The sequence below is a fragment of the Kitasatospora sp. NPDC023118 genome, from assembly GCF_055560875.1.
The window spans coordinates 28,156-42,754 of sequence record NZ_JBVHHW010000032.1; the positions used below are offsets into that span (position 1 = coordinate 28,156).

Genomic DNA, 14,599 nt, shown 5'->3' on the forward strand with positions numbered 1-14,599 from the left:
CGCGTCAATGCCGTCGCCGAGCGCCGCCTCGACGAGGGCACCGAGCAGGACCGCGCCGCCGCGACCGCCCTGCTGGCCGACATGCTCCACGCCGCCGCCCAGCACGGCGTCACCCTCGATGTCTTCGACTGGGTCACCGACCTGCCCGGCACGTGCTACCGCGCCATGGCCAGGCGCCGCACCCTGGCCGACCGCGTCAATGCCGTCGCCGAGCGCCGCCTCGACGAGGGCACCGAGCAGGACCGCGCCGCCGCGACCGCCCTGCTGGCCGACATGCTCCACGCCGCGGCGAAGCACGGCGTCACTCTCGACACCTTCGACTGGGTCACCGACCTGCCCAGCACGTGCTACCGCGCCGTCCGCAGGCACCGCGACCTGACCGACCGCATCAACGAAGCCGCTCAGCGCCGCACCACCCCCGGCACCGAGGAGCAGAAAGCCGCCGCGACCGCCCTGCTGGCCGACATGCTCCACGCCGCCGCCCAGCACGGCGTCACTCTCGACACCTTCGACTGGGTCACCGACTTGCCCGGAAACTGCTACGCCGCCGTCGTCTCCCCTCTGCACGCGCGAACCACCCAGTGGGCCACGGCCAGCTGAACTCGACGAGCCGGGCTACGCCTCACCGTCCCCTTTCACCGACACTTCGCGCACGATCCTTACCCGGTGCGGACGGTGCGCCCCGGGGGCCCGCCTATCTGCGTGCGCCTCGCCCGCGGCCCAGGCGCACGCCGCCGAGCACCAGGGCTGCGACGAACAGCACGGCACCGATGACGAGCAGCCACAGCAGGCCCTTCACGAGAGCGCCGAGGAAGCCGAACACCACGGCGATGAGCAGGATGAACAGGAACAGGGCCATGCCGCTGCCCTCCTTGGTCAGTCGTTGCGCTTCAGGGGCGCCTTTCACCCGGTCCGCGGCGCCTTGTACGGCGCCCCTGACGTCGTCCGCGGCCTGCCTGAGCTTCGACCGCCGGCGGCGCAGCCGCACCGCCCCTTCGCCACCCGTTTTACCGATATTCGCCCTTTCATGCGCGCGGAACGGGATCAGCGGCCGTCCTGGCCGGTGCGGGGTCAGGCGGGGGGCTGTTCAGCCGGCGGTGCGTCCGGGACGTTCGGTACTGCCGGTGGCCAGCCGTTGCGGGCAGGCTCTCAGGCGGGCTCGCGCCGGTTGCGGCGGGATGGCCGGCGGGCCTGCGGGCGCGGGGAAGGCCTGCGGGGCCATGTCGTGGCGGAGGGCGTCGACTCTGGCCAGGCAGGCGTCGATGGTGGCGATGGCGTCGCTGCTGTGCTCGCGGATGCGGCGTTCGATGGCGGCGAGCCGGTCTTCGATGTGCTGCCGGCGCTCCTCGGCGGTGGCGTCAGGTGCGTCGTTGGTCGCTGTCATGGCGGAGGCGGTCGGGCGCGGCGGTGACCTGGGCGGCCAGCACGCGCAGGTCGGCGGCGTGGTCGCGGGCCCAGGCGGTGACGGCGCGCTCGGCGGCCCGCTTGTCGCGCACGGCTTTGACCCGCTCCGCGCTGGTCTCCGCCTCGGTGGAGGTGCTGTCGGTGGGGCGCAGGCGCAGGTAGCGGTTCTCGGCGGCTTGGCGGCTGGCGACGCCCATGGGCTGGCCGAGTTCGGCCTAGGTGGTGCCGCCGGCGCGGGCGGCATCGACCAGGCCCGCTTCCCAGCCCGCAAGCTCGGTGCGCAGCTCGCGCAGCAGCACCAGCGCGGCCAGCGCGGGCTCCGGTCCCTCATCCGGTGTACCGGCACCGGGCCGGGCGGCCGGGCTGGTGTTCCGGGCGGTGCGGACGGCGTCGTCGATGGCGGCGAGCGCGGCGGCGGCGAGGAAGGACGCCGGTCCTGTGGGCGGGCTGCCTCCGGTGGCCGGCGGGTCGGGCCGTCTGCCCATTGGTGTCACTTCTTTGGTGACTCAGGGATTTGTCATCGGATAGATGACATGCTAGAACAGTTTCAGGTGAAGCGCACTGGCTCCCATCGATCAGCGGAGGTGTTTCGCGATGCTGATGCGCACTGACCCGTTCCGCGAACTGGACCGGTTGACCCAGCAGTTCCTGGGCACGAACGGCACCTGGTCCCGGCCGGCCCCGATGCCGCTGGACGCCTGCCGTGTCGGCGACGAGTACGTGATCTGCTTCGACCTGCCCGGGGTGGACCCGCAGGCGATCGACATCGACGTCGAACGGAACATGCTGACCGTCAAGGCCGAACGCCGCCCCCGCCACGAGGGCGACAATGTCAAGTGGGAGCTGTCCGAGCGCCCGCTCGGCGTGTTCTCCCGCCAGCTCATGCTCTCCGACACCCTCGACCCCGCCGGGATCAGCGCCGACTACGACGCCGGCGTACTGACCCTGAAGATCCCGGTCGCCGAGAAGGCCAAGCCCCGCAAGATCGCCATCAGCCACAGCGGCGACCGCAAGCAGATCCAGGCCTGACCGGCCCCACGGACCGCCGTCCCGCCCCGCGCAGGACCAGACGGGCGCCGAAGCGGTCGGCCTGGTTGAGGGGCTGGACGAGGGCGCTCAGGCCCGCGCAGTCCATGAACGTCACCTCCGACAGGTCGAGCACCACCTCCCGGTGCGACTCGAGCGCGGCGTGCAGAGCACGGCGCAGTGAGGGGGCGGTGTCGAGGTCGATCTCGCCGCCGGCCCTCACCACGAAGGGCACCTGGACCTGATCGCGCATGGTGGTCTCTCGCTGTCGGCCCGTGGTGTGTCGGGGACCGCGGGGCCGGGCGGGTCGTCCGGCTGGGGTGGCCGTCCCGCAGGGCCCGGGAGTGCGTGGTCCGGCTGCTCAAACTCACCGGCCTGCACCGGCGCCTGACCGTCGAGCCCTGACCGGGCACCCGTTCGCACCGGCTCCTCAGGATGGAGGGAGAACCGCGGTGACTCTTCGATGGGAGGCGTTCCTGGAGGAGGTCCGGGAGCGCGGCGAATACGACACACCCCAGGAGGCCGAGCGGGCGGCGCGGGTCGTCCTGGCCCTGCTCGGCGCCCACCTGGTCGGCGACGTGCGCGCCGAACTGGCCGCCCGCCTGCCCGAGACCCTCGCCCTGATCCTGCTCAACCCGCTGCAGGCCGCCGAGCCACTCAGCCCCGAGCGGTTCGTGCGCGCGACCGCGGCCTGGATCGAGGGCGCCACCGAGACCACCGCCCTGTGGGACATCGGCGCCGTCCTGTCCACCGTGGCCGACGCGGCCGGCGACGACCTCACCGAGCGCGTCCTGCTCCAGCTGCCGCCCGGCTACGACCTCCTGTTCGGCCGGCCCCAGCCCGGCCGCCGCCCCTGAACCCGTCCGCGCCGCCGCCCTCGCCTGGTCGGCCCCGCCCCGGAAGGCCACCGCCATGACCCGGTACCGCCTCCTTCTCGAGCACGTCCGCACCCTTGGCCGTTACACCTGTGACGAGGAAGCCGAACGCGTCCTGCACGCCGTCCTGGCCGTCCTCGGCAGCCAGCTCACCGGCGAGGAACGCTGCGACCTCGCCGCAGCCCTGCCCGAACGCGCCCGCGCCGTCTTCGCCTCGCAGATCCCGCTGCCCCAGCCCGTTGCTGCCCCGGCCTTCGTCGAAGCCGTCGCCCGCGCCCTGAACACCAGCCTCACCAGCGCACGCTGGGACGCCTCCTCCGTCCTGGCCGCCCTCGCCGACCCGGCCGGCGACCGGCTCACCGACCGAATCCTCGCCCACCTGCCCCGCGGCTACGCGCTTCTGTTCGGCCGCGCCGACCTCACCGCCGCGGCTTGACCAGGGCGACACCACCGTCGTCGGCCTCTGCGCGCAGGCCGACGACGCAGGACCGCTACCGCCCCTGCCGAGTACCCGGTTCAAGTCCGGCGCCACAGTGGTGCGCTGCGACATCCGCCTCGGCAGGTGCGCTCCGTCCAGCCGTACCGGGCACTGGCGGGCACCGGCACGGTGCTGGAGCTCGCCTACTGGACGGGCATCGGCTCCCCTCGCCCCGACCACTCAGGGCGAGCGCGCTGCGCACCACGACGCCAGGCGCAAGATCGATCTGAAACGCCCTGGTCGGGCAGGTCCGCTAGGGCGTTCCGGCAGGAGTCACCTCTACCCGTGGGCACCAGATGGGCGGGCGGTGTCGAGGGCGTCGCGCAAGGCGTACAGGTCGGCGATGGTGGCCAGTTCGGCGAAGCGGTCCAGCAGCCGGCGGACAGTTCGGTTGTCGCCGTCGCGCACGGCCCCGGTGATCGCCTCGATCAGATCCGCCTGTCCGTTGCGGGCTGTCTCTGGTGCTGTGGGCACCAGGTGTTCCACTGCCGCCTCCATGCGGGGTGTCGCTCGTTTCTTCGGGCGCGCGGCGGCGGCTCGGGGGGTTGCCGCCGCCGCGGAGCGGAAGGCTACCTCACTCGCGGGCGCCGCAAAATCTATGCGCGCCGGAGTAGACATTGCCCGTGGGCGGGTCTAACGTTTCTCTCGTAGACAGCAGTCGGCGATACCGGCCAGACACGAACTGGCCGGGGTTGTTGGACAGAAGTTCGCGGTTCGGTCCGGCAGTGGAGTTCCGAAGCCAGGCAGGTGCAGGACGGCGACGGGGCTGGCTGCCGGACCGGGCGGCCCGCAGGTATCAGGGGCCGCCACCAGCGATACCCGTAGATACGCAGTTCAGTGAGTGCAGTACCGGCAGTCGCAAGACAGGCAGGACCTCGGCAAAGGCGCCCAGACTGCGGGCGCGCGTGTCGAGGGGTCCGGGCAGTGGGGTTCCAAGTCGGCGCAGGTGCAGGACGGCCGGCGGGGCCCGGGCTGCCGGATCGGGTGGGCCGTCACGGCCACCGACCAGCAGTACGCAGTTCAGTGAGTGCGGTACCAGCAGTACGAAAGTGACAGTTCAGTACAAAGGATGAACGGAGGGCGCAAGCGCCATCAGGATCGCCCGGCCCGTGAACACTCACCCGGGCGGACACCGCAGACCCCAAGGCAAGGACGGTGGTTTCCGGTCACGCATTCGCGATCCCCGCACACCCCCCCGGGGCAGTGCGGAAGTAACAGGACCGGCCAAGGCCGGTAGATGGTGTTGTTCCCCTTCGGGGCCCCGGAGCCGACTACGGCCCCGGGGCCCCTCGACGCGTTCTCCCCGAGAACCAGAGAGGTGCAGTGACTACAACGGCCAGCCCCGACACACCCGACAAACTCGACGACGACGACTACCCCGCCTACACCATGGGCCGCGCCGCCGAGATGACCGGCACCACCCCCGGCTTCCTACGAGCCCTCGGCGAACACCGCCTCATCACCCCCCTGCGCTCCGACGGCGGCCACCGCCGCTACTCCCGCTACCAACTACGCATCGCCATGCGCGCCCGTGACCTCGTCGACCAGGGCACCCCCATCGAAGCCGCCTGCCGCATCGTCATCCTCGAAGACCAACTCGAGGAAGCCCTGCGCATCAACGAACAACTCCGCCGCACCCAACACCACCAGGAGCCCACCACGGACACCTGACCGGACCGGCAACCTGGCCCACAGCTCCTTCCAGCCGTACGGCCGCCCGCCGCAGAGGCCAGACAGGGGGACGGCCTCGCGCCGCACGCTCCGGCCGTCGCCCCGTACGGCAACACCGCGGCGCGGCACAAGAGGTGGCGGCTGGAGGGCGCGGCCGGGCTGGACCCCGTCGGCCAGGTGCTCGGGATGGTCCGCTCAGAGAGGGCGGCACCGCCCGGGGCGCCGGTGCCTTCCGCCCGCTGTGCCCTTCGCCTCTGCGGCCAGGGCCGTCAGCGGTCCCACCCGGACCAGCCGTCACGACACCCCACTCAAGGCTCAGCGACTCCTTGTTGCGGGGACGTAGGGCGCCAGGCCAGGCGGCCACTTGGGCCTGCGGTGGTTCTCAGGAATCGGAGTAGCTGAGGTCCCCGACCGTCCAGCTGCTGACGTCCTCGATGGCGATGCGGTACATGCCGCCGGTGTGGGGCAGCCCGAAGTCGCCCTGCAGGATCTTCGCCCGGTGGAGATGCAGATGAGTGGGCCGCGCGGGCGGGCCGTCGGCGGGCGGGGCGAAGAGAGCGGCGAAGGGCTTCAGGTGCTCCGAGGCCTGGAGGACCTCCTCGACCCGCTCCAACCACAGGGTCACCGGCGCGAGCCTGCCGGTGATCACGGCGCCGGGGACCACCACGGTCAGGGACATCTGATTGCTGTGCTCGGACTCGACCATCGCGGCGATGTCGACGAGCAGCCCGTCAGGGTTCGACATGCCCCCAGAATAGGACACGGCCTCCGCGGCGCCCACGGGCCCGGGGCAGCGGCCATGGCGGCCACGGGCCTTGCGCCTGCTGCACGGCCGGGCGCTACGCGACGGCGACCTGACACGCCGATCGGCTGCGCCGCGGTGCAGGGCAGGTGGCGGCGGCCGTGAGGGCCGGGGCATCGCCAGGATCATGCGGGCCGGCGGTGACGAGCAGGTCGGCTCCGAGGGTGGTGACGGTGAAGCCCGCGGAGCCGAGGACCTCCGCCAGGGCCAGCATCAGCGCGCCGCGGACGCCGCGGAACTCGGTGCGCCCGGCGACGTCGGCGGGATGCGGGCAGGCGTGGAGGGTCGGTCCGATCAGGTCCTGGCCCGGGCTCCACCCCAGCACCAGGCCGCCCCCCCGGCCGCGGCCGGGCGAAGAGCCCGGCCGCCTGCGACGGTGTCGGCTCGAACCCGGTGGGAGAGCACCGCACAGACGGACTCAAACAGATGTTTGTCATCCACGCGCAGAGTTTATCGCCTGCCCAGCCCGCACCCGCCCATCGGTGACGACTCGTCACATGCCCTTCCGGCCATTGCCGGTGAGGCTACGGGGCCGGAGCGTCGGGTTCCCGTTCGACCCGGCCAGGGTGCGCGTCCTGTGGACGGTGCGCCGATCCGACGGGCCAGGGGCGTACCGCAGGGTCCGCGCCGTGCGCGGCGCACTCGGCGGAGAACCGCGTGCGTCCTGGGTCAGAGTTTGAACATCGCGGTGTAGGGCTGGGTGATGCGTTCCCGCCGCGATCCGAAGTCGACGAGTACCGCGATGTCGCTGTCGCCTTCGACGCCGATGGCCCGACCGAGGCCGTAGGTGTCGTGGGTGACCCGGTCGCCGACGGCGAAGTGCTTGCGCGGTGCTTCGATCCGGGCCTTGAAGGGGCTGGTGGGCAGGACACGGCGGACTGCTGCAGATTTCGTCATTCCCTGCAGTATGCGCCGAAAATCGCGGGAGCGGGACTTCTCGGCGCACTCGATTTCGGAGCTACGACAGGAATTTCGCGCAAGCCGTCCAGCGCGCCCCCGGATGGCGCCGGTGGGCGTGGTGCGTCGCTTTCCCGGGCCTGTCGCGGCGGGGGGCGGGTGCTCGGCTCCCGCGCGACTCGCCCTCCTGGAAGAGCGAGTGGTCGGTGCCCAGGAGGCGGGATCCATGCCCAACCGGGCTGCCGTTCATGCGTGTTGACGGGCCTGTTGCCCCGCGCCCGGCGGTCCCGGGGAAGGGGCTCTGCAGGACCGGGGTGGAATATCCGCCCGCGGCGGGCCCGGGCCTGCTAGAGTCGTTTTAGTTGCAGTAGTGGTTCCCATGAACTTTGTGTGCGCCTGCTGGTGTTTCGCAGGCACATTTTTGTTTCCCGGCTCTTCCCCGGGTGGGTGCTCATCGCGGCGACTCGAAGCGCGCGCTGTGCGTGCTTCGGACAGCCCCTTGAAGGAGATTTCTTTATGGCTAATGGCACTGTGAAGTGGTTCAACGCGGAAAAGGGCTTCGGCTTCATCGAGCAGGATGGTGGCGGCGCTGACGTCTTCGCCCACTACTCGAACATCAACGCCAACGGCTTCCGTGAGCTGCTCGAGGGCCAGAAGGTCGAGTTCGACGTCACGCAGGGCCAGAAGGGCCCGCAGGCCGAGAACATTCGTCCGCTGTAGTTTTTCTGCCATGGCACCCGCCTAGCAGCGAGGGGCCCGCACCGCGTACATGATGCCCGGTGCGGGCCCCTCGGCATTGCGCCACGACGCACTTCCCCGGCTGTTTCTGGCCCCCTGGCTCCGCGACCGGCGGCCATCCCCACGCGAGACGCACAGCGCCGCGTCCGGATCGCGGCCTTGCCGTGACAGCTCACGGTTCGAGGTTCTCCGCTCCCGCCCTCCGCGGCGAGCGCGTGCCGCACGGTTCCACCGTCCACGCCCCGCTCCCCACATTTCGGCCCGTTCCTTGCGACCTCCTGCTGGCGCCTCGCGCTGCGGAGCTTCCTCGCGACGTGCCGCCCCAGGAAGGTCTCACATGAACCGCTCCAGTCGCTCCTCGTACCAGAACGCCAACTCCCGCTCCTCGGCATCCTCCCGGTCCAGCGGCAGCTCCTTCTACGGAGACCGGCCCGCCCGCGGCCGTAGCGCCCGCCAGAGTTCTTCTCCGCAGGGCGAGTTCGCTATGCCAGTGAGCACCACCCCGGCGCTCCCGGCCGTCGAAGCGTTCGACGAACTGGACATGCCCAAGGCTCTGCTCTCCACCCTGACCCGCCGGGGCGTCACTGCGCCGTTCCCGATCCAGGCCGCGACGCTGCCGAACTCGCTGGCCGGACGCGACGTGCTGGGCCGAGGCCGCACCGGCTCCGGCAAGACCATCGCGTTCGGCCTCGCCGTCCTGGCTCGCACCGCCGGGCGGCGCGCCGAGCCGCGCCGCCCGCTGGCCCTGGTGCTGGTCCCCACCCGCGAGCTCGCGCAACAGGTGACCGACGCTCTCACCCCGTTCGCGCACGCGGTGCGGCTGCGGATGGCGGCCGTGGTGGGCGGGATGTCGATCGGGCGTCAGGCCAAAGCTTTGAATCACGGGGCGGAGGTCGTGGTGGCCACCCCCGGCCGGCTCAAGGACCTGATCCAGCGCGGCGACTGCCAGCTGGACGGGGTCGGCATCACGGTCCTCGACGAGGCCGACCAGATGGCCGACATGGGCTTCCTGCCGCAGGTCACCGAGCTCCTCGGCCAGGTCGCCGAAGGCGGCCAGACCATGCTGTTCTCCGCCACCCTGGACCGCAACGTCGACCGGCTCGTGCGGAACTTCCTCAAGGACCCGGTCACGCACTCGGTGGACCCGTCCGCAGGAGCGGTCAGCACCATGGAGCACCACGTCCTGCACGTGCAGAACTACGACAAGAACGCCACGATCGCCCACATCGCCTCCCGTGACGGCGGGGTGATCATGTTCATCGACACCAAGCACGGCGCGGACCGCCTGGTGGAGGACCTGCTCGCCAACGGGGTGAAGGCCGCCGCCCTGCACGGCGGCAAGTCCCAGCCGCAGCGCACCCGCACCCTGGAGCAGTTCCGCACCGGCCAGGTCACCGCGCTGATCGCGACCAACGTCGCCGCCCGCGGCATCCACGTCGACGGGCTCGACCTGGTCGTCAACCTGGACCCGCCGGCAGACCACAAGGACTACCTCCACCGGGGCGGCCGCACCGCTCGGGCCGGCGAGTCCGGCACCGTCGTCACGCTGGTGCTGCCCAACCAGCGCCGTGCGATGGCCCGCCTGATGACCGCCGCCGGGATCACCCCTGTCACCACCAGGGTCAGCGCCGGCGACGAGGACCTGACCCGCATCACCGGCGCCCGCGTGCCCACCGGTATCCCCACGGTGATCGCCGCCCCCGTCGTCGAGCGGCCGCGCCGCAGCCCGTCCACGAGTCGCGGCCGCCGCGGCCGTCCCGCCCACGCGGCCGGTGACACCCGCGAGACCGTCGCAGGCCGCGACAACCAGGCCTCCTCCGGCCGCCGCCGGGCACCGAGGCGCGTCGCCCTCGCCGCCTAGTAGGCAGCTGTGGGCCTGGACCGCGCTGCGGTCCAGGCCCAAACGACTCACCAGCGCGAAACACGAGTCCCTGCCCGCTCCGGCGGACCCCCGCCGGCCATCCCACCGCCGATGCCCCGACCACCGCCGGCCCCGGCGGAACCGACACCAAGGAGTCCGCCCATGACCCTCACCCTCGAACACCCCGCGACCACCGTCACGGTCGGCGACCTCATGAGACACCCCGAGCTGCAGATCAGCGACGACGTCATGGTCGACATGGCGATCGACATCCTGCACAGCTCCGGCGCCGACCACCTCCTGGTCCGCGACGACGACGGCCGCTGCGCCGGGCTGCTGACCCGCCTGCACCTCGCACCGTTCCAGACCCGCACCCGGTCCACCGAGCGCACCCCGGTGCGCGACATCGTCCTCGACCAGGCCCCGTTCGCCACCGCCGACATGCTCGCCACCACCGCAGCCGCCACCATGCGGGCCCACGGCCTGGACACGTGGCCGGTGGTCGACCCCGACGGCCACGCCATCGGCCTGCTCAGCTTCTAGGCCAGCTCTGCCGGCGCCGACGCGCCGACAGTCGCGCGTCCAGGGCGCTGTCCACGGTAGCGTTCAGCATTGGGCCGCTGTCCTGGTCCGGGTCGCCCATCGGGTCGAGCACCAGGCCGCCGGTTCCCGATCGCAGGCGGATGTCGAGGGCAGGGGGGCGGACTCCGCGGGGACGGCCACCGAGTACTCCTCGCGGCCCGGTCTCGGGCGGGCCGTAGTGCGCCCGCAAAACGGGCGACTTGCCTGACGACCCGCGTGCGGCGGCGCAACCCCACCGTAGCGGCCGGGCGACCGCGCGGACCGCCCCGCTCAGCGCAGGCGAACCGTCAGCGGCGGGCGCGGCCAAGGGCCAGGCAAGGGAAGCACAGTTGTGCACTGAGCGTGGCCTGAACGATCCGGTCCCGAGGGGGCCGGTGCATCCGAAGAGCGGGCCGTGCGGAAGTAGCGTCGGCGTCCCTTCCTCGGTCACCACTCGCGCGGCGCGGGCGGTCGCGAGTGGTCATCGGGGATACGACCGAGGCAGTGGGAGCGCGGGCTCGGTCCGGTCAACGGGAAGCAGGCCGGGCCCGGGCTCACGCTGCGGGGCACGCGTCATGACCCGGGCGGAACGGTAGTGGACGAACGCCCCGGGTGTGTACTTCAACGGGCGGCGTGCCGTCGTACCGGGCGGCCTGGAACCGGTCCGCGCCAGTGAGGCAGGGTGTCGGGCGGCCTGGCCGGTGGAGAACGGTCAGCCGGCGACCGGGGGCTGAGGGGTAATCGTGTCCGGGGCGGCGTGAGCGCCCGTCGCTCGCCGCGGACCGGTCTAGTCGGCCTGGCAGGCGGGTCAGGTGTCGGCGGCGGACTCCTGGCCGCGCGGGGAACCGCGGAGCTCTTCGTTGATACGCAGGGCTTCTTCGAGTTGGTCTTCGAGGATGACGATGCGGCAGGCGGCCTCGATGGCGGTGCCCTGGTCGACGAGGTCACGGGCGCGCATGGCGATGCGCAGTTGGTAGCGGGAGTAGCGGCGGTGGCCGCCGTCGGAACGTGTGGGGCTCGAAAAGTCATCGCTGCTGGTCAAGCTGCGTATCGGTACTCGTTGATGACGCCGCCGAGGACGCGGGTGCGCAGGAGTTTTCGGCCCTCGAGGTCGTGTGCGGTGGGCTGCTCGTGGGCGCCGGGCGGTAGCTGGTTGCGTGCCCGGTGGGGGCGGTGTGCGTTGTAGTGCTGCTGGTAGGCGGTCAGGACCTGCCGGGCGTGGGCCTCGTTCAAGATGAGGACATGGTCGAGGGCCTCACGCCGGATGCTCCCGATCACTCGCTCGCAGTGGGCATTCATCCGGGGAGTTCGCGGCGCACTCTTGAGGATCTCCATATCTTCGGCCTCGAAGACGGCGTCGAAGGCCTGGCCGTACTTGCCGTCCCGGTCGCGCAGCAGGAAGCGTAGGGACTCCGCATGGGAGCCGAGGTCGGCTGCCAGGTTCCGGGCCTGCTGCGCTGCCCAGTCCCGGGTGGGGTGGGCGGTGACGCCGGTGATGGGCAGGCGTCGGGTGCCGTGTTCGAGGAACGCCAGCGCGTACAGCCGCTGGCCGAACACGGTGTCCAGATGGAGGAAGTCCGCCGCGAGGATGCCCTCGGCCTGGTTCGTGAGGAACTCGCGCCAGGACGGGCCGGTGCGGCGCGGGGCTGGGTCGATGCCGGCGGCATGGAGGATCTCCCACACCGTGGATGCGGCGATCGGGTGCCCGAGACGGGCCAGCTCGCCCTGGATCCGCTTGTGGCCCCACCTCGTGTTCTCTCGGGCGAGGTGCAGGATCAGCTTCTTGAGTGCTGCCTTGGTCGGCGGTCGCCCGGTGCGGGTGCGCCGTGTGCTGTAGCCCACTTCGCCGTGATGAGTCGGTGGTGCCAAGCCAGCAGCGTGCCGGGAGTGACCGGGAAGACTGCCCGCCAACGGTGACGGGGTATCAGGCTGGGGAGCGCTGCCAGCCAGAACCTGTCCGCGGGCTCGTAGCGGAGCGGCCGGATATCTGGCGGCGCAGCAGCACCCCGGGTACGGACAACAGCTTGCGGGCCACCTTGTAAGCAGCGAAACGATCACGCGGACATGGTGCCAGCCGAGGTCGCTCTATCGCTGCCACCTGCGGCGATGACTTTCCGAGCCCGACAGGACCCGTGGGTTCGTGGTGAAGCCGCGGGGTCGGTCTCCACGGGCGGCACCAGGAGACTGCCCTCGAACCGGTCGCGGCGGGCACCGCGGAGCCTGACGCCGAGTCGGCAGGGCAGCGGGGAGGACCACGCGTACGCCGAAGGGTGGCACCGGACCATCAAGACCGGTGCCGCCCTTCGGCGTACGGCGGGGCTACACGGCGACCAGGTGCTCCCGGGCGCGGCCCTCAATGGCCGTCAGGCAGGCGGTGAACGCCTCCTCCGGCTGCTCCCCCGGGCCGGGCACGTCCCGGCCGTCCAGGTAAAGCCGCAGCGGACGGCCAGGTGGTTGAGTCGCGTGATTGCTCCTTCGAGACAGGGGCGAGGCGGTGCCGTCGCCTAGGCGGTGGGCGCGGGCAGGTAGGTGTAGGTGACGGTGGCGGCGCCGGCGGAGGTGATGACGGTCAGGTTCGCGGGACCTGCCGTCCCAGGCGGGGACTGGAGCGTGAGGGTGGTGTCCGAGATAACGTTGAACGCCACCGGCACACCGCCCAGGGTCACCTGGTTGGTTGTCGTGAGGCCGGTACCGGTGAGGGTGATCGGTGTACCGCCGGCGACCGGTCCGGAGCCGGGGCTGAGGGCCGTCACGGTGGGGGCGTCCAGATAGGTGTAGGTGAGGTTGCGGGCCGTCCCGCCGGCGGTGGTGACGCTGACGGGGACGGACCCTGCGGTGGTGCCGGGCGGGGCGGTGACGGTCAGCTGGGTGTCGGAGACCACGGTGGGACGCACCGGGGTTGCCCCGAAGGTGACCGAGTGGGCGGTCCGCAGGCCGATGCCGGAGATGGTCACGCTGGTGCCACCGGCGATGGGCCCGGATATCGGGTCGATGCCCGTCACCACCGGAGGGGGGACGTACTGGAACAGCGCCTGGTTGCTGGTACCCCCGGGCGTCACGACCGTGACCGGGACCGTACCGGAACCAGGTGGGCTGATGACGGTGAGCTGGTTGGCCGTGTCAGCGATGACGGACGCCTGACGGGAACCGAAGTTCACTGCGGTGGCGCCCGCCAGGTTGACCCCGGTGATGGTGACCACCGTGCCGCCTTCGATGGGGCCGGCATTAGGACTGATGGCACGGAGCTTCTCGATCACGGTGACGGCGTTCGCGCCGTTGTCGGTCACATAACTGGACAGCCCGTTGGGAGTGATGGCCACCCGGGAGGGGGAGGCGCCCACAGTGAGGGTGTCCGTCACGGTGTTGGTGGCCGTGTCGATCACGCTCACCGAGTTCGAGCCGAAGTTGACCACCCAGATCTGGGAGCCGTCCGGGCTGCTCGCCGCGCCGGCCGGGTTGGTGCCCACCGGGATGGGGGAGCCGACCACGGTATCGGTGGCCGTGTCGATCACACTCACGGTGCCGTCGCCGTTGTTCGCCACATAGACGTGGCTCCCGTCCGGGGTGACCGCCACCCCGATGGGGTTGGCACCGACCGTGATGGTGGCGGTGACCGTGTTGGTGGCGGTGTCGATGACGCTGACGGTGCCGGAGCCTTGGTTGCTGATGTAGACCCGGCGCCCGTCGGGTGCGACGCCGACCCCGTTGGGGCTGTTGCCCAGCCCGATGGTGGCGGTGACCGTGTTGGTGGCGGTGTCGATGACGCTGGCGGTGCCGGATCCGTGGTTGGCGACGTAGCCGAGCGTCCCGTCGGGTGTGAGTGCCACCTCGAACGGACTGCTTCCCACCGTGATGGTGGCGGTGACCGTGTTGGTGGCAGTGCTGATGACGCTGACGGTGCCAGAGCTGGCGTTGGTCACGTAGGCGCTGGTTCCGCTCGGGCCGAGGGCCACACCCACGGGGCCGGCGAGACCGGGGATGGTGGCGACCGTGGTGAAGAACGCGGTGTCGATCACGCTCACGGTGCTGTCGCCGTTGTTGGCGACATACGCGTATCGCCCGCTCGGTGTGATGGCGATACCGATGGGACCGGCTCCCACAGGCACGGTGGGACCTTCCACCAGTGGTCCCCAACTGAGAATCGCAGGCATGACGTTCCCTTCGTTCACGGGGCCGTCGACCGCTGTCGGCCGCCGCAGACGCGTCAGCCGACAACAGACCGGAAATCCTCACCGGGGGCGCCCGCAGCTGCCGAACCGGGAACACCGATGTCTCCGGATGGTTCG

General features: G+C 71.3%; 18 protein-coding genes and 2 pseudogenes. 8 read left to right on the forward strand and 12 right to left on the reverse strand.

Annotated elements, in window-relative coordinates:
* The coding region (locus ACZ3UD_RS31230) for a hypothetical protein (protein ID WP_465595177.1) at positions 1-600 on the forward strand (600 nt) is incomplete at its 5' end.
* 94 nt (positions 601-694) lie between these two features.
* Here the strand turns inward: ACZ3UD_RS31230 and ACZ3UD_RS31235 are convergent.
* The 4 genes from ACZ3UD_RS31235 to ACZ3UD_RS31250 form a co-directional block, all read right to left on the reverse strand.
* On the reverse strand, positions 695-859 hold the full coding sequence (locus ACZ3UD_RS31235) for a hypothetical protein (protein ID WP_280682209.1): 165 nt from the start codon (positions 857-859) through the stop codon (positions 695-697).
* Between the two features lie 228 nt (positions 860-1,087).
* A complete protein-coding gene (locus ACZ3UD_RS31240) occupies positions 1,088-1,384 on the reverse strand; it encodes a hypothetical protein (protein ID WP_280682213.1) in 297 nt (98 codons plus the stop codon).
* Positions 1,359-1,601 carry a hypothetical protein gene (locus ACZ3UD_RS31245; protein ID WP_465595182.1) on the reverse strand — a complete coding sequence of 81 codons (243 nt, stop codon included), beginning with the start codon at positions 1,599-1,601 and terminating at the stop codon, positions 1,359-1,361. The genes ACZ3UD_RS31240 and ACZ3UD_RS31245 overlap by 26 nt, the downstream gene beginning before the upstream one ends.
* Before the next feature lie 18 nt (positions 1,602-1,619).
* The gene (locus ACZ3UD_RS31250) at positions 1,620-1,889 is read right to left on the reverse strand and encodes a hypothetical protein (protein ID WP_465595185.1); all 270 of its coding nucleotides are present in this window, start codon (positions 1,887-1,889) and stop codon (positions 1,620-1,622) included.
* A gap of 109 nt (positions 1,890-1,998) precedes the next feature.
* Between ACZ3UD_RS31250 and ACZ3UD_RS31255 the strand changes: the two genes are divergently transcribed.
* On the forward strand, positions 1,999-2,433 hold the full coding sequence (locus tag ACZ3UD_RS31255) for an Hsp20/alpha crystallin family protein (protein WP_465595188.1): 435 nt from the start codon (positions 1,999-2,001) through the stop codon (positions 2,431-2,433).
* Here the strand turns inward: ACZ3UD_RS31255 and ACZ3UD_RS31260 are convergent.
* Positions 2,396-2,683 (reverse strand): STAS domain-containing protein, encoded by a 288-nt coding sequence (locus ACZ3UD_RS31260; protein WP_465595191.1) that lies wholly within the window; start codon positions 2,681-2,683, stop codon positions 2,396-2,398. The genes ACZ3UD_RS31255 and ACZ3UD_RS31260 overlap by 38 nt on opposite strands.
* A gap of 199 nt (positions 2,684-2,882) precedes the next feature.
* Here ACZ3UD_RS31260 and ACZ3UD_RS31265 point away from each other — a divergent pair, with 199 nt between their 5' ends.
* Positions 2,883-3,287, forward strand: coding sequence for a DUF2267 domain-containing protein (locus ACZ3UD_RS31265; protein ID WP_400673481.1), 405 nt, complete (start codon positions 2,883-2,885; stop codon positions 3,285-3,287).
* Between the two features lie 55 nt (positions 3,288-3,342).
* A complete protein-coding gene (locus ACZ3UD_RS31270) occupies positions 3,343-3,741 on the forward strand; it encodes a DUF2267 domain-containing protein (protein WP_465595196.1) in 399 nt (132 codons plus the stop codon).
* A gap of 321 nt (positions 3,742-4,062) precedes the next feature.
* Here ACZ3UD_RS31270 and ACZ3UD_RS31275 read toward each other — a convergent pair whose 3' ends face one another.
* Positions 4,063-4,257 (reverse strand): hypothetical protein, encoded by a 195-nt coding sequence (locus ACZ3UD_RS31275; protein WP_396254322.1) that lies wholly within the window; start codon positions 4,255-4,257, stop codon positions 4,063-4,065.
* A gap of 915 nt (positions 4,258-5,172) precedes the next feature.
* Between ACZ3UD_RS31275 and ACZ3UD_RS31280 the strand changes: the two genes are divergently transcribed.
* The gene (locus ACZ3UD_RS31280) at positions 5,173-5,454 is read left to right on the forward strand and encodes a helix-turn-helix domain-containing protein (protein WP_380396685.1); all 282 of its coding nucleotides are present in this window, start codon (positions 5,173-5,175) and stop codon (positions 5,452-5,454) included.
* A gap of 382 nt (positions 5,455-5,836) precedes the next feature.
* Here ACZ3UD_RS31280 and ACZ3UD_RS31285 read toward each other — a convergent pair whose 3' ends face one another.
* The 3 genes from ACZ3UD_RS31285 to ACZ3UD_RS31295 form a co-directional block, all read right to left on the reverse strand.
* Positions 5,837-6,199, reverse strand: coding sequence for a hypothetical protein (locus ACZ3UD_RS31285; RefSeq protein WP_465595199.1), 363 nt, complete (start codon positions 6,197-6,199; stop codon positions 5,837-5,839).
* A gap of 94 nt (positions 6,200-6,293) precedes the next feature.
* Positions 6,294-6,581, reverse strand: a complete 288-nt coding sequence (locus ACZ3UD_RS31290) for a hypothetical protein (protein WP_465595202.1) — start codon at positions 6,579-6,581, stop codon at positions 6,294-6,296.
* A gap of 344 nt (positions 6,582-6,925) precedes the next feature.
* Positions 6,926-7,153, reverse strand: a complete 228-nt coding sequence (locus ACZ3UD_RS31295; RefSeq protein WP_280682232.1) for a hypothetical protein — start codon at positions 7,151-7,153, stop codon at positions 6,926-6,928.
* Positions 7,154-7,669: 516 nt separating this feature from the next.
* Between ACZ3UD_RS31295 and ACZ3UD_RS31300 the strand changes: the two genes are divergently transcribed.
* From ACZ3UD_RS31300 to ACZ3UD_RS31310, 3 genes are all read left to right on the forward strand, one after another.
* Complete coding sequence (locus ACZ3UD_RS31300; RefSeq protein ID WP_099897249.1) at positions 7,670-7,873, forward strand: cold-shock protein; 204 nt, start codon at positions 7,670-7,672, stop codon at positions 7,871-7,873.
* Between the two features lie 355 nt (positions 7,874-8,228).
* Entirely contained in the window at positions 8,229-9,752 is a 1,524-nt protein-coding gene (locus ACZ3UD_RS31305; RefSeq protein WP_465595206.1) for a DEAD/DEAH box helicase, read from the forward strand.
* Between the two features lie 162 nt (positions 9,753-9,914).
* Positions 9,915-10,295, forward strand: coding sequence for a CBS domain-containing protein (locus ACZ3UD_RS31310; protein WP_465595209.1), 381 nt, complete (start codon positions 9,915-9,917; stop codon positions 10,293-10,295).
* A gap of 826 nt (positions 10,296-11,121) precedes the next feature.
* On the opposite strand, the pseudogene ACZ3UD_RS31315 reads toward ACZ3UD_RS31310, so the two are convergent.
* The 3 genes and pseudogenes from ACZ3UD_RS31315 to ACZ3UD_RS31325 all read right to left on the reverse strand — a co-directional run.
* Positions 11,122-11,331: pseudogene (locus ACZ3UD_RS31315) on the reverse strand (MerR family transcriptional regulator); the annotation flags it as partial.
* Positions 11,332-11,351: 20 nt separating this feature from the next.
* A pseudogene (locus ACZ3UD_RS31320) lies at positions 11,352-12,315 on the reverse strand (integrase core domain-containing protein).
* Positions 12,316-12,817: 502 nt separating this feature from the next.
* A complete protein-coding gene (locus ACZ3UD_RS31325) occupies positions 12,818-14,464 on the reverse strand; it encodes an IPT/TIG domain-containing protein (protein WP_465595212.1) in 1,647 nt (548 codons plus the stop codon).
* Positions 14,465-14,599 lie beyond the last annotated feature (135 nt).